This window comes from Lentzea sp. NPDC060358 (assembly GCF_042725365.1).
Classification (GTDB): domain Bacteria; phylum Actinomycetota; class Actinomycetes; order Mycobacteriales; family Pseudonocardiaceae; genus Lentzea.
In genome coordinates this window covers 19,476-32,381 of sequence record NZ_JBHXCW010000075.1, presented here as the reverse complement: position 1 = coordinate 32,381, position 12,906 = coordinate 19,476, and the positions used below count along the sequence as shown (strand labels likewise).

General features: G+C 70.5%; 13 protein-coding genes and 1 pseudogene. 9 read left to right on the top strand and 5 right to left on the bottom strand.

From position 1 onward, the window contains the following. From purF to arfB, 6 genes and pseudogenes are all read left to right on the top strand, one after another. A partial coding sequence (gene purF, locus ACFWGZ_RS18135) for an amidophosphoribosyltransferase (protein WP_382452669.1) occupies positions 1-1,493 on the top strand: 1,493 nt, incomplete at its 5' end. Between the two features lie 33 nt (positions 1,494-1,526). Further along, positions 1,527-2,588 (top strand): phosphoribosylformylglycinamidine cyclo-ligase, encoded by a 1,062-nt coding sequence (gene purM / locus ACFWGZ_RS18130; RefSeq protein ID WP_382452668.1) that lies wholly within the window; start codon positions 1,527-1,529, stop codon positions 2,586-2,588. Between the two features lie 114 nt (positions 2,589-2,702). Beyond that, a complete protein-coding gene (locus tag ACFWGZ_RS18125) occupies positions 2,703-3,599 on the top strand; it encodes an alpha/beta hydrolase (protein ID WP_382452667.1) in 897 nt (298 codons plus the stop codon). Between the two features lie 12 nt (positions 3,600-3,611). Next, on the top strand, positions 3,612-4,484 hold the full coding sequence (locus ACFWGZ_RS18120; RefSeq protein WP_382452666.1) for an AraC family transcriptional regulator N-terminal domain-containing protein: 873 nt from the start codon (positions 3,612-3,614) through the stop codon (positions 4,482-4,484). Positions 4,485-4,524: 40 nt separating this feature from the next. Then, positions 4,525-4,983 (top strand): annotated as a pseudogene (locus ACFWGZ_RS18115) (SigE family RNA polymerase sigma factor); the annotation flags it as partial. A gap of 690 nt (positions 4,984-5,673) precedes the next feature. Further along, a complete protein-coding gene (gene arfB, locus ACFWGZ_RS18110; RefSeq protein ID WP_382452665.1) occupies positions 5,674-6,102 on the top strand; it encodes an alternative ribosome rescue aminoacyl-tRNA hydrolase ArfB in 429 nt (142 codons plus the stop codon). Here arfB and ACFWGZ_RS18105 read toward each other — a convergent pair. Together ACFWGZ_RS18105 and ACFWGZ_RS18100 are read right to left on the bottom strand one after the other, a co-directional pair. Beyond that, positions 6,085-6,756 (bottom strand): response regulator, encoded by a 672-nt coding sequence (locus ACFWGZ_RS18105; protein WP_382452664.1) that lies wholly within the window; start codon positions 6,754-6,756, stop codon positions 6,085-6,087. The genes arfB and ACFWGZ_RS18105 overlap by 18 nt on opposite strands. Further along, complete coding sequence (locus ACFWGZ_RS18100) at positions 6,753-8,294, bottom strand: ATP-binding protein (RefSeq protein ID WP_382452663.1); 1,542 nt, start codon at positions 8,292-8,294, stop codon at positions 6,753-6,755. Before ACFWGZ_RS18100 ends, ACFWGZ_RS18105 begins: the two co-directional genes overlap by 4 nt. A gap of 130 nt (positions 8,295-8,424) precedes the next feature. Between ACFWGZ_RS18100 and ACFWGZ_RS18095 the strand changes: the two genes are divergently transcribed. From ACFWGZ_RS18095 to ACFWGZ_RS18085, 3 genes are read left to right on the top strand one after another with little or no spacing between them, the layout of a single operon-like run. After that, positions 8,425-9,393 carry a Bug family tripartite tricarboxylate transporter substrate binding protein gene (locus ACFWGZ_RS18095; protein ID WP_382452672.1) on the top strand — a complete coding sequence of 323 codons (969 nt, stop codon included), beginning with the start codon at positions 8,425-8,427 and terminating at the stop codon, positions 9,391-9,393. Then, entirely contained in the window at positions 9,390-9,908 is a 519-nt protein-coding gene (locus ACFWGZ_RS18090; RefSeq protein WP_382452662.1) for a tripartite tricarboxylate transporter TctB family protein, read from the top strand. The genes ACFWGZ_RS18095 and ACFWGZ_RS18090 overlap by 4 nt, the downstream gene beginning before the upstream one ends. Then, a complete protein-coding gene (locus ACFWGZ_RS18085; protein WP_382452661.1) occupies positions 9,909-11,423 on the top strand; it encodes a tripartite tricarboxylate transporter permease in 1,515 nt (504 codons plus the stop codon). Between the two features lie 45 nt (positions 11,424-11,468). On the opposite strand, the gene ACFWGZ_RS18080 is transcribed toward ACFWGZ_RS18085, so the two are convergent. From ACFWGZ_RS18080 to ACFWGZ_RS18070, 3 genes are all read right to left on the bottom strand, one after another. Then, a complete protein-coding gene (locus ACFWGZ_RS18080; protein ID WP_382452660.1) occupies positions 11,469-11,906 on the bottom strand; it encodes a hypothetical protein in 438 nt (145 codons plus the stop codon). After that, the gene (locus tag ACFWGZ_RS18075; RefSeq protein ID WP_382452659.1) at positions 11,903-12,169 is read right to left on the bottom strand and encodes a hypothetical protein; all 267 of its coding nucleotides are present in this window, start codon (positions 12,167-12,169) and stop codon (positions 11,903-11,905) included. The genes ACFWGZ_RS18080 and ACFWGZ_RS18075 overlap by 4 nt, the downstream gene beginning before the upstream one ends. Positions 12,170-12,431: 262 nt before the next feature. Continuing rightward, complete coding sequence (locus tag ACFWGZ_RS18070) at positions 12,432-12,758, bottom strand: hypothetical protein (RefSeq protein ID WP_382452658.1); 327 nt, start codon at positions 12,756-12,758, stop codon at positions 12,432-12,434. Positions 12,759-12,906: the final 148 nt, after the last annotated feature.

Below are 12,906 nucleotides of genomic sequence, written 5' to 3'. Positions count from 1 at the left end.
GTTCCCAGCCCGAACAGGAACCCCGTGAGGAGTGCGGCGTCTTCGGCGTCTGGGCTCCCGGTGAAGACGTCTCGAAGCTCACCTACTACGGGCTCTACGCCCTGCAGCACCGCGGCCAGGAGGCGGCGGGCATCTCCGTCGGCGACGGCACGCAGGTCGTCGTCTTCAAGGACCTCGGTCTCGTCAGCCAGGTGTTCGACGAGCAGGTCCTGCAGTCGCTCAAGGGCCACGTGGCCGTCGGCCACTGCCGCTACTCCACCACCGGGTCCACGACCTGGGAGAACGCGCAACCCACGTTCCGCACGACGGCCACCGGGAGCGCGCTGAGCCTGGGCCACAACGGCAACCTGGTGAACACCGCCGAGCTGCTGGAGAAGGCCAAGGCGCTGGGCATCGTCGAGCGCAACGGCGCCACGACCGACTCGGACATCCTCTGCGGCCTGCTCGCCCACGCGGCGGCCGACAAGGGCATCGAGCAGGCCGCGCTGGAGCTGCTGCCCGCGGTCAAGGGCGCCTACTGCCTCACGTTCTCCGACGAGAGCACCCTCTACGCCGCCCGCGACCCGCACGGTGTGCGGCCGCTGGTGCTGGGGCGTCTCGAACGCGGTTGGGTCGTCGCCAGCGAGACGGCGGCGCTCGACATCGTCGGCGCCAGCTTCGTGCGCGAGGTCGAACCCGGTGAGCTCATCGCGATCGACGAGGACGGCCTGCGGTCGACCCGGTTCGCGACGCCCGAGCCCAAGGGCTGCATCTTCGAGTACGTCTACCTGGCACGGCCGGACACGACGATCTCCGGACGCGGCGTGCACGCCACCCGCGTCGAGATCGGGCGGCGGCTCGCCAAGGAGCACCCCGTCGAGGCCGACCTGGTGATCCCGGTGCCGGAGTCCGGCACGCCCGCGGCCATCGGGTACGCGCAGGCCAGCGGAATCCCGTACGGGTCGGGCCTGGTCAAGAACGCCTACGTCGGCCGGACGTTCATCCAGCCGTCGCAGACCATCCGCCAGCTGGGCATCCGGCTGAAGCTCAACCCGTTGCGGGACGTCATCCGCGGCAAGCGGCTGGTCGTCGTGGACGACTCGATCGTGCGCGGCAACACCCAGCGCGCGCTCGTGCGCATGCTGCGCGAGGCCGGGGCGCTCGAGGTGCACGTGCGGATCGCCTCGCCGCCGGTGAAGTGGCCGTGCTTCTACGGCATCGACTTCGCCTCGCGCGCGGAGCTCATCGCGAACGGCCTGGACGACGACGGCATCCGCCGGTCGGTCGGCGCCGACTCGCTGGGGTACGTGTCGCTCGAGCAGCTCATCGCCGCCACCGAGCAGCCCAAGTCGCGGCTGTGCTCGGCCTGCTTCGACGGCGAGTACCCGATCGAACTGCCGCAGGACGCCCTCATCGGCAAGCACCTGCTCGAGGGTCTCAAGGGCGTGTCGGGCTCGGCCGCTCCCGTCCTGCCGAACGGCTATGGTGCCGAAGACGCCCTGCGTCGTCCCTAAAAGGCACCCCAGATCCAAGTGGAAGAAGTTGACGTGACCGACAGCGCCAAGGCCACCTACGCCGCCGCCGGAGTCAGTATCGCCGCAGGTGACGAGGCGGTGGAGAAGCTCAAGCCGTGGGCGGCCAAGGCGCACCGGCCCGAGGTGCTCGGTGGCATCGGTGGCTTCGCCGGCCTCTTCCAGCTCAAGCTCGACCGCTGGAAGGAGCCGGTGCTCGCCTCCTCGACGGACGGCGTCGGCACCAAGATCGCGGTCGCGCAGGCGCTCGACAAGCACGACACCATCGGCGTCGACCTGGTCGCCATGATCGTGGACGACCTGGTCGTGTGCGGTGCCGAGCCGCTGTTCGTGCAGGACTACATCGCCGTCGGCAAGGTCGTGCCGGACAAGATCGCGGCGCTGGTCAAGGGCATCGCCGAGGGTTGCGTCCAGGCCGGCTGCGCGCTGCTCGGCGGCGAGACCGCGGAGCACCCCGGCCTGATGGGCGACGACGACTACGACATCTCCGGCACGGGCGTCGGCGTGGTCGAGCAGTCGAAGCTGCTCGGTCCGGACCGGGTCCGCGACGGCGACGTCGTGATCGCCATGGGCTCGTCGGGCCTGCACTCCAACGGTTACTCGCTGGCCCGGCACGTGCTGCTGGAGATCGCGCGCATGCCGCTCGAGGGCCACGTCGAGGAGTTCGGCCGCACCCTCGGCGAGGAGATGCTGGAACCGACCAAGATCTACGCCAAGGACTGCCTCGCGCTGATCGCCGAGACCGAGGTCCGCTGCTTCTCGCACGTCACCGGCGGCGGCCTCGCGGCGAACCTCGCCCGCGTCCTCCCGGCCGGTCTGCACGCCGAGCTCGACCGCGGCACGTGGACGCCCGCGCCGGTCTTCCAGCTCGTCGCCCAGCGCGGCCGCGTGGAGCGCGAGGAGATGGAGAAGGCGTTCAACATGGGCGTCGGCATGGTCGCCGTCGTCGCGCCCGAGGACGTCGACCGCGCGCTGGCCGTGCTGACCGCGCGCCACGTGCCGGCGTGGGTGCTCGGCGAGATCACCAAGTCGGAGCAGGGCGGCGCCGCGCTCGTCGGCGACCACCCGCGCTTCTGACGCCCACCGCCCGACGGGTTTGGCAGGATCAGGCAAGAAGCTGCACTCGGCGGCTCTGGTCCTGCCCGCCCGCGCGGTCGTACGTTCGTCCCGTTCACGAGAGACGGGAAGAGCATGCGCTCCGTTGATTCCTTCGCCGAAGGCCTCGCCCACGTCGCACGGTCCCCGGTCCTGCGCACTCCCGCGGACGAGGGCCTCGAATTCCAGGACGTGACCTACCCGTCCGCGGACGGCGTGCCGCTGGAAGCCTGGTTCATCCCCCGCGCGGGGTCCGCGAAACTGATCGTGTCCATGCACGCCTTCGGTTTCAACCGCTACGGGTTCCCCTCGCACGTCGAACCCTGGAAGTCCGCCTACGGGCCGGGGAACGACACCGAGATCGACTTCATCAAGGACTACCGGATCCTGCACGACGCCGGGTACAACGTCCTGACGTTCGACTTCCGCAACTCCGGGCTCAGCGGCGCTGCCAACGGCGGACTGTCGCTGAACAACCGGTTCGAGGCCCGTGACGTCCTCGGGACGATGGAGTTCATCCGGTCACGGCCCGACCTCGCCGCGATGGACCTGGGGCTGTTCGCCCGGTGCATGGGTTCCGGGGCCACGTTCCGGGCGATCCACACCGACCCGTCGGCCTTCGCCGGTGTGCGCTGTCTCGTCGCGCCGCTGTTGCTGTCCCCGCGCGTCTTCCTGGAGGCGGTCATGGGCAACGCGGGCCTCGGTGAGCACGTCGACGAGGCCGAACGCCGCTACCGGGAGCTCACCGGCGGCGACCTGTCGACCAGGGTCAGCGCGTGGGCTCCGGCGGTGACCATGCCGACGCTCACCTACGGCGTCCACGACGACACGATCACCAGGCCGCACGACCTCGAGGAGGCGTTCGCGGCGATCGGCTCGGCGGAGAAGGACATGTTCTGGATCCACGGCACCACCCGGCGCTGGGACGGTTACCAGCACTTCCAGCGCCACCCGGAACGCGTGCTCGAATGGTTCGCCACGCACCTGAAGTGACCGGTGGACAGCATGGAAAAGGCGCTCCTGGAAGACATCGGCGGACAGCTCGCAGCACTCGCACCGAGGGACACGACCGATGTCCCGGGCCTGGGCGTCCGCATCCACGTGGCACTGAGCCCGGTGCCGCCCTTTCCCGTGATCGCCGAGCCGATGCTGTACCTGGTGTTCCAAGGGGTGAAGAGCCTCCTCCGGCCGTCGGGAAACCTGTCCTACGGTCCGGGAGACCTGGTCACGACGGCCGTCCACACCTCCGCGCTCGCCGAGGTGGTCGTCGCTTCCGAGGACGAGCCGTACCGCGCCCTGGAGATCCCCTTCGACCGGCACCTGGTCACCGGGCTGATCGCCGAGATGGGCACCGTGCCACCGGCCTCGGCGGAGGCGGTTAGCGTTCACCCGCTGCCGGACCGGGTCCTGGACCCGGTGCACCGGTTGCTCGCGCTGGCACACGACCCGGACGCGGCGGGAATCCTGGCGCACGGCGTGAAGAGGGAGATCTGGTACCGGGTGCTCTGCGGGCCGAGCGGTGGCGCGTTCGTGGAACTGGCGAGGAGCAACTCCGCCCTCGACCGCATCCACCAGGTCACGACGTGGATGCGGCAGAACCTGGACGCCCCGCTCGACACCCGCCGCGCCGCGGAGCTCGCGAACATGAGCGCCACGTCGCTGTACCGCCTCTTCAAGTCCACGACCGGCACCACCCCCGGCTCGTACCACAAGCACCTGCGCCTGATGGAGGGCCGGCGCCGCGTCGCGGAGGGGGTGGACACCATCCAGAGGATCTCGGCGTCCGTGGGGTTCGCGAGCCCGTCGCAGTTCACCCGCGACTACCGCCGGTTCTTCGGAACGGCCCCCACGGCCGGCTTCCCCGAGGCAACCTCCTGACCCGGTCGTCGCGTACTGAACGACGACCGAGGAGGGGAACTTGGACCGGGACCGCGAGTTCGGGGAGTTCGTCGACGCCCGCGCCCTGCTGATGCGCCGCACGGCGTTCCTGCTGTGCGGCGACTGGCACCGCGCCGAGGACATCGTCCAGACCGCGCTGATCAAGCTCTACGTGGCGTGGTCGCGCGTGCGCAAGGACAGCGTCGACGCCTACGCCCGCAAGGTGCTCGTGCGCACCGCCATCGACGAGACCCGGCGCGGGTTCTTCCAGCGCGAACGGACCGTCGACGCCGTGCCCGAACGCGCCGTCACGGACACGTCGGCCGACCTGGACCTGCGCGAGGCGCTCGCCGCGCTGCCCTCGGGACAACGGGCCGTCGTCGTGCTGCGCTACTGGGAGGACCTGAGCATCACCGAGACCGCCCGCATCCTCGGCAGGACGGAGGGCACGGTGAAGAGCCAGGCCGCCAAGGGACTCGCCGCGTTGCGCGACCTGCTGGTGGACGAGCCGGAGTCGCGGATCCACACCTCCGAGGTGATCCGCAGGGGCAGGAGCAAGCTGGTCCGCCGGCGCACGGCGATCGCGGGCGCGCTGGCGTTCGTGCTGCTGGCCGGCTTCGGCACGGCCGTCGTCCTGCCGGGCCGGACCTCCGAGAAGGCGACGTCCGCCGCCGACCTCGGTGGCACGCAGGCGGGCCGCGACGACGTGCTCACCCGCGTCCTGGGCGACGCGGACGTCCTCCCACCGGGCGTGACCGCGCAGGACGTGGGCGAGGCCAGGGCACTGAGGTTCTACTCGAAGGACGGGCGCCGGTACGCGGTGGCGAAGCTGACCGACGCGCGGGGCAGCGGCGGGCTCACGATCGTCCTGACCGGTCCCGACGGCGACCACCAGCTCATGTGCGGCATGGTCGCGCCGGACCGCGACTGCCGCACCGAGACCGTCGGCACCACGCAGGTGGTGACGTACCTGGACCGCAGGGACGACGGCGCCCGGATGTGGGTGCTGTCGGCGATCCGGCCGGACGGCACGGTCGTCAAGATCCAGAGCGACCCGTTCGGCGCCTTCCGCGACGACCCCCCGGTGCCGGACATCACCGCCCCGGTCGCGCGGCCGGAGCCGGTCCTCGGCCGCGACGCCCTGATAAAGATCGCGACACTTCCCGGGCTGACCTTCTAACCTGGTGGCATGGACGACGTGACCGTGACGAGGACGCTGGTGGTACCGGCGGCCGAGTTGCGCGAGCGCTTCTCCCGGTCGGGCGGGCCGGGCGGGCAGGGGGTGAACACGGCCGACAGCCGTGTCGAGCTCTCGTTCGACCTGGCTGCCTCGCCGTCGATCCCCGCGCACCTCAAGGCGCGGATGCTCGAACGGCTGGCCGGCCGGCTCGTCGACGGCGTCCTCACGATCGCCGCGTCCGAGCACCGCGCCCAGCTGCAGAACCGTTCCGCCGCAAGGGAACGGCTCACCGCGGTCCTCAGGGCGGCCGCCGCGCCACCGCCTCCGGTGCGCAGGGCGACCAAGCCGACCAAGGGGTCGCAGGAACGCCGCATCGCCTCGAAGAAGCGCCGCGCCGACACCAAGCGCGGCCGCGGCCGGTCAGGCTCCTGGGACTAGCGCGTAGATCCGTTCCGGGCGACCGGTTCCGCCGTAGCGCAGCCGGACCTCCGCGCGTCCGGTCGACACGAAGTGCTCCAGGTACCGCCGCGCGCTGACCCGTGCCACGCCCATCTCCGACGCGCACTCCGACGCCGACAACCCGTCGGGGTGCGACCGCAGCGCGGTCTCCACCAGTCGCGCGGTCTCCGGCGTCAAACCCTTGGGCAGCAACGGTTTCGACGTGGGCCGTGCACCGAAGACCTGGTCCACGTCCGCCTGTCCCGCCGACGCGAGCCCGCCCAGCCTCTCCCGCAGCGACGCGAAGTGCGCGAGCTGGTCGCGCAGCGCCGAGTAGTCGAACGGCTTGATCAGGTAGTGCAGCACGCCGCCGCGCATCGCACTGCGCACGGTGTCGACGTCGGTCGCCGCCGTGATCACGATGACGTCCACGTCCTCGTTGGCGCGCAACGACTTCAGCACCTCAAGCCCGGAGACGTCCGGCAGGTAGACGTCGAGCAGCACGAGGTCCGGCTTCAGCGACGAGACCAGCCGCAGCGCGTCGCCGCCCGTGTGCGCGACCCCGACCACCTCGAACCCGTCGGTGCGCGCGACGTAGCCGCTGTGGACCTTGGCCACCATGAAGTCGTCGTCGACGACGAGCACCCGGATCACCAGGGCAGCCTTGCCGTGAAGACCGACCCGGACACGCTCACCGAACCGCCGCGCCGCAGGCAGGCCCGCCGGATCAGCGCGAGCCCGATGCCGCGCTCGCCGTGCGAGGCCGCCTTGGTCGTGAACCCGTGCCGGAACACCTCCTCGGCGAGCTCCGGCGCCACACCGGGACCGGAGTCGCGCACCACCACCTGGACCTCGTCGTCCCCCTGCACCACACCCACCTCGATCCACCTCCCGGTTCCGTTGACCGTGCCGAGCGAGCCCAGCGCGTCCAGTGCGTTGTCGACGAGGTTGCCCAGCACCATCACCAGGTCCGCGGACAGCGCGTCGTCGACGCGGCCCAGCACGCTGTCGGGCGCCAGCCGCAGCGCCGTGCCGCGTTCGGCCGCGAGCGACGCCTTCGCGATCAGCAGCGCGGCCACGGCGGGGTCGCCGATCGACGAGCTGACCTCGGACCGCCACTGGTCCTGCGCCGTGCTGATCTGGTGGATGTAGTGGGTGACCTCGTCGTACTCCTTGAGCGCGATCAGCCCGGCGATCGTGTGCAGCCGGTTCGCGAACTCGTGCGCCTGCGCGCGGAGCGTGTCCGTGGCGTGCTGCGAGGCGTCGAGCTCGTGCCGCAGCTCCAGCAGCTCCGTGCGGTCCCGCAGCGTCACGACCGCGCCCTCGCCGCCGTCGATCGGCATGCGGTTCAGCGTCAGCACCACGCCCTGCCGCAGCACCAGCTGGTCGACGCCGGTCGCGCGGCCCGTCAGCACGTCGCGCAGCCGGTCGTTGAGCTCGAGCTCCTCGACCGACCGGCCGACCGCGTCCTCCGGCAGCACCAGCAGGTCGCTCGCGTGGTCGTTGACCAGCGTGATCCGGTTCTGCCCGTCGAGGCCGACGACGCCCTCGCGGATGCCGTGCAGCAACGCCTCGCGGTTCTCGACGAGCGCGGTGATCTCGTGCGGCTCCAGCCCGAGCGTCTGGTTCTTCACCCGCCTGGCCAGCAGCAACGACCCGGTGACGCCGATCAGCAGCGCGATCGCGAGGTAGCGCAGCACGTCGACGGGCTGCTCCAGCGCGCCGGCGAAGACGCCGGGGTCCTGCGCGCCCGCGATCACCATGCCGTTGACGCGGCGGCTGAGCGGGTCGAACACCGGCACGTGCGCCTCGATCGAGTCGCGGACCGTGCCCGTCCACGACCGGCCCTCGAGCGCGGTGGTGCGGGTGTCCAGAGTGGACCCGATCTGGTCGGGGTACGGCGAGGCGATCACGAGCCGCTTGTCGTTGAGGATCAGCACGTAGGAGGCGCCGGACAGGCTGCGGGCGGTCTCGGCGGGCGCGGACAGCAGCCGCCAGTTGCCCATCTGCTCCCCGACCAGCGGGTTCGCCGCCACCGTCTCCGCCACGGCCAGCATCCGGCGTTCCTCGTTGGAGCGGAAGTTGTTGCCCGTTTGGACGACGGTCAGCGCGCCGACCGCGCCCAGCAGCAGCGTGACGACTACGAGTTGCCAGGCGAGGAGCTGGCTGGCCAGGGAACGGCGCCGGAGCATGTGACCTCCCGTGACCAGAAAGACCGAAAGAAACCTTGAGAGCGCAAGAGCGACATCAAGGTTTACACGAGTGCAACATGTCCAACCACGCGGACGAGAGGCGGGGATCACAGTGTCGGTGAAGGTGTGGGTGTCGGTGGCGACGGCGTTGCTCGCCGTCCTGCTGGTGCCGCCGCTGGTGTCACCGGGTGCGGACAGCGGTGACGGCGCCCAGGTCAGGTCGCTGCGCGTGCTGGTGCCGAACTCGCCCGGCGGCGGGTACGACATCACCGCCCGAACGGCGGCCAAGGCCATGGAGGACGCCGACCTGCTGCGCAACGCCGAGGTGTTCAACCTCCCCGGCGCCGGCGGCACGGTCGGGCTCGGCCGCACGGTCGGCGAGCGCGGCAACGGCAAGCTGATCATGTCGATGGGCCTGGGCGTCGTCGGCGCGGTCTACACGAACAAGTCGCCGAACTCGCTGCTCGACACCACCCCGATCGCGAAGCTGATCGAGGAACCGGACATCGTCGTGGTGTCGAAGGACTCGCCGTACACGTCGATGCAGCAGCTGGTCGACGCGTGGAAGGCCAACCCCGGCACGGTGACCGTCGGCGGCGGCTCGGCCCCCGGCGGCCCGGACCACCTGGCGCCGATGCTGATCGCCAAGGCCGTGGGCCTGCCGCCCAAGACCGTCAACTACATCCCGTTCGACGGCGGCGGCGAGCTGCTGGCGTCGGTGCTCGGCGGCAAGGTCGCGTTCGGCGTCTCCGGTGTCGGCGAGTACCGCGACCAGATCCAGGCCGGCACGTTGCGCGTGCTCGCGGTGACCAGCAAGGACCGCATCCAGGGCGTCGACGCGCCGACGCTGCGGCAGTCCGGTGTGGACGTCGAGTTCACCAACTGGCGCGGCATCGTCGCACCTCCGGACATCTCGCCGACCGACCGCGCCAAGCTCGTCGAGGTGTTCACGCGGCTGCAGAAGACGCCGCAGTGGACCGAAGCGTTGCAGCGCAACGGCTGGACCGACGCGTTCGCGCCGGGCGACGAGTTCAAGACGTTCCTGGACAACGAGAACAAGCGGGTGGCAACGGTGCTGAAGGACTTGGGGCTCGCATGACGACCGTGACGAAGACGGAGCCCCGCAGCTGGCTCCGCGAACGCTCCGAGCTGGGCATCTGCGTCCTGCTCGTCGTGCTGGGCGTGCTGGTGCTGACCGACGCGCTGCGCATCCCCACCGACTTCGCCCAGCGCGGTCCCGTGGGCCCGAAGGCCGTGCCGATCCTGGTCGGCTCGCTGCTGCTGGTCGTCGCCGTGCTGCTGGCCCGCGACGTGCTGCGCGGCGGCAAGGGCGAGGCGGAGGCCGGCGAGGACGTCGACCTGTCCGCCCCCGCCGACTGGCGCACGGTCCTGCTGCTGTGCGGCGCGTTCCTCGCGAACGCGGCGCTGATCGGCGTCGTCGGGTTCCCGATCTCCGGCGCGATCCTCTTCTGGGGCGCGGCCTACGCGCTCGGCAGCCGCAACCTGGTCCGCGACCCGCTGATCGCGGCCGGCCTGTCGGTCTTCACGTTCGTCGTGTTCAACAACCTGCTCGGCGTCCCCCTCCCCGGTGGCCCGTTGATGGAGGTGTTCTAGGTGGAACAACTGCTCGACGGCTTCGCCACCGCGCTGACGCCGACCCACCTCCTGCTCGCCGCGGTGGGCGTGCTGCTCGGCACCGCGATCGGCGTCCTGCCGGGCATCGGCCCGGCCATGGCGGTGGCCCTGCTGCTGCCCGTCACCTACGGCATGGAGCCGACCGGCGCGTTCATCATGTTCGCGGGCATCTACTACGGCGGCATGTTCGGCGGCTCGACCACGTCGATCCTGCTGAACACACCGGGCGAGAGTGCCGCGGTCGTGGCCGCGTTCGAAGGCAACCCGATGGCCCGCAAGGGCCGCGGTGCGCAAGCGCTTGCCGCCGCCGCGATCGGCCACTTCACCGGCGGCATCATCGGCACGATCCTGATCGTCCTGCTCGCCCCGCTCGTCGCGAAGCACGCCGTCGACATCGGCGCCCCGGACCTGTTCGCGATCATGGTCCTGGCGTTCATCGCGGTCACGTCCGTCCTGGGCGCGTCCCGCATCCGCGGCCTCGCGTCGCTGCTCATCGGCCTGACCATCGGCCTGGTCGGCCTGGACGAGATGACCGGGCAGCAGCGCCTGACGTTCGGCTCGCTGCACCTGGCCGACGGCATCGACGTGATCGTGGTCGCCGTCGCCCTGTTCGCCGTGGGCGAGGCCCTGTGGGTCGCCGCCCACCTGCGCCGCAAGCCGTTCACCCCCATCCCGGTCGGCCGCCCGTGGCTGTCGAAGGCCGACCTGAAGCGCACCTGGAAGCCGTGGCTGCGCGGCCCGGCGATCGGCTTCCCGTTCGGCGCGATCCCGGCCGGCGGCGCGGAGATCCCGACGTTCCTGTCGTACGTGACGGAGAAGCGGCTCTCCAAGCACAAGGACGAGTTCGGCAAGGGCGCCATCGAAGGCGTGGCGGGCCCGGAGTCCACGGCCTCCGCCTCCGCTGCGGGCACCCTCGTGACGATGCTGACCCTGGGCCTGCCGACCACCGCGGTCGCGGCAGTGATGCTCGCGGCGTTCCAGACCTACGGCATCCAGCCCGGCCCGCTGCTGTTCCAGCGCGAGGCCGACCTGGTGTGGGCGCTGATCGCGTCGCTGTTCATCGGCCTCACCCTGCTGCTGGTGCTGAACCTGCCGTTGGCCCCGCTGTGGGCGAAGCTGCTGCGCATCCCGCGCCCGTACCTGTACGCGGGCATCCTGTTCTTCGCCTCGGTCGGCGCCTACGCGGTGAACGCGGACATCTTCGACCTGCTGCTGATGTTCGTGATCGGCCTGCTGGGCTTCGGCATGCGCCGCTACGGCCTGCCCGTCCTGCCCGCGATCATCGGCGTGATCCTCGGCCCGGCGGCGGAACAGCAGATGCGCCGCTCGCTGCAGCTGTCGGACGGGTCGCTGACCGGGCTGGTGAACAGCCCGATGGCGGTCATCGTCTACGTGGTGATCCTGGTGATCCTGTTCTTCCCGCTGATCCGGCGGTTCCTGCCCAAGCCGCCCGCGGCTGAGGCGGAGCCGGAGCGCGAGAAGGTCGACGCCTGACCTTCGACGTGCGGAAGGCCCCCGCTCTCCCGGCGGGGGCCTTCGTCATGCACCGCTGGTGGTGACCGCCCGCTCGCGCAACGCCACCCACAGCGCCATCACCCGGGCCACCTGCGGTCCGCGCAGTCCGCAGATCGTCACGAAGGTCCGCACCTGCCCGGGCTTCGTGGGCAGCTTGCCGCGCTGGAACAACGAGTAGACCTGGCTGCGCGGGAGCACACCGCCCGCCCGGCGGGAGATCTCCCGCACGGTCAGTCCGGATCGCACGCTGATCATCCGCAGCATCGCGATGAACTCGCCTTCGGTGGCTGCCCGCAGCTCCGGCATCGACGTCGTGACCAGCGGCTCGTGGGCGATACCGACCTCCGCCGCGAGAAGAGCCTCGACCTCGCGGTACGCGGCGAGCGCCTCCTCCCGCGGACCGGACAGCCGCGACCAGAGCCGGTTCAGGCGATCGCGCGGATCGCTGTCCCCGTGGGTCATCGCTGCTCGTTCTCCCAGACCGTCGTCGACCCGGTGAGCGGCAGCAGGCCGAACCTGGCGCTGAACGGACGGCTTCGGCTCAGCGTCGTGGTGACGGTCAGGAGGGCGCTCGCGGAGGCGATCGCGACGACCGGCTCGTAGTCGCGCGCGATCATCCAGGCCGCGAAGCCGAACGTGATCAGTGCCAGCAGCACGATGCCGGTGCCGGAGGCGGAACACCGGCGGCGAGGGTGGACGGCCCCGTTGTAGGGGATGGGGGTCATGGGAGCTCCTGGGTGGATCAGCTGAATGCGGAACGGTGAAAACCGGAAAGCGCCGAATCGGGCCATCGAGTGGCTGTGCGACTCGGTGGTGCTGCGGCTCGACCACCATTCTGTCACCCATACGGGTGACCACCAACTGATTCGTCGTCCAGGTTTTTCCGGCGCGCGATCGAAGTCGCGCGCCCTGTCCAATGCGGTCCAATCGGACTGATTTATGTCAACTATTCCAGGTTTTACGACCGGTCGTGCCGATGTGGGTTCGTCACGCGCTCCGCTGGTCGGTGCCGTCGTCCTGCGGCTGGTCGAACCGCAACCGCTGCCACTGCTCCACCCAGCCGCCGAGCGTCCCGGCGGACACCTCGCACGCGGTCAGGAACGCTCTCAACTGGGCCTCCCGCTTGGGAAAGCGGATCGTGCACATCGCGTGGACCGTGCTCTTCGGCAGGTCCAACCCGCCGGCGTTGGTCGACACCTGCTGGAACGACAGCTCTCTGGACAGCCGCAGCAGGTTCAGCGCGCCGACGAACTCGGCGCGGGTCATGGCGCGGCATGCTGCCGCGAACGGACTGCCGTCCTCGGTGGGCGACATCGTCTCGGTCCTCCTGCGACGTACTCGCTCTTTCCGCGCTGGTGGTAACGAACTGGAGGGGCGCGCCGAGAAAGAAGCGTTGTTCGACTTGGTGGACGCGGATACTACCTGCGTGTCCAGCTGTTTCGTCGAATCGATGACGTGTGCT